1 protein-coding gene is annotated in these 255 nt (G+C 46.7%); it reads left to right on the forward strand.

Going from position 1 to position 255, the window contains the following annotated elements:
- A partial coding sequence (locus tag EYW48_RS22090) for a transposase (protein ID WP_277433119.1) occupies nucleotides 1–255 on the forward strand: 255 nt, incomplete at both ends.

The raw sequence follows: 255 nt of genomic DNA on the forward strand, positions 1-255 counted from the left end.
AGTCACTGATGCTGTTTTAGAACAAGTTGTTGAGTGGCAAGCTCGCCCTCTTGATTCGGTTTACCCCATCGTTTACCTGGACTGCATTGTTGTGAAGGTGCGCCAAAATAAGCAAGTCATCAACAAAGCCATTTACCTTGCTCTCGGCGTCAATATGGAAGGTCAGAAAGAACTTCTTGGGATGTGGATGTCCGAAACTGAAGGCGCGAAGTTCTGGCTCAGTGTACTTACAGAGCTTCAAAATCGGGGTGTGAA

This window comes from Vibrio sp. 1180_3 (genome assembly GCF_029478545.1).
GTDB lineage: Bacteria > Pseudomonadota > Gammaproteobacteria > Enterobacterales > Vibrionaceae > Vibrio > Vibrio aestuarianus.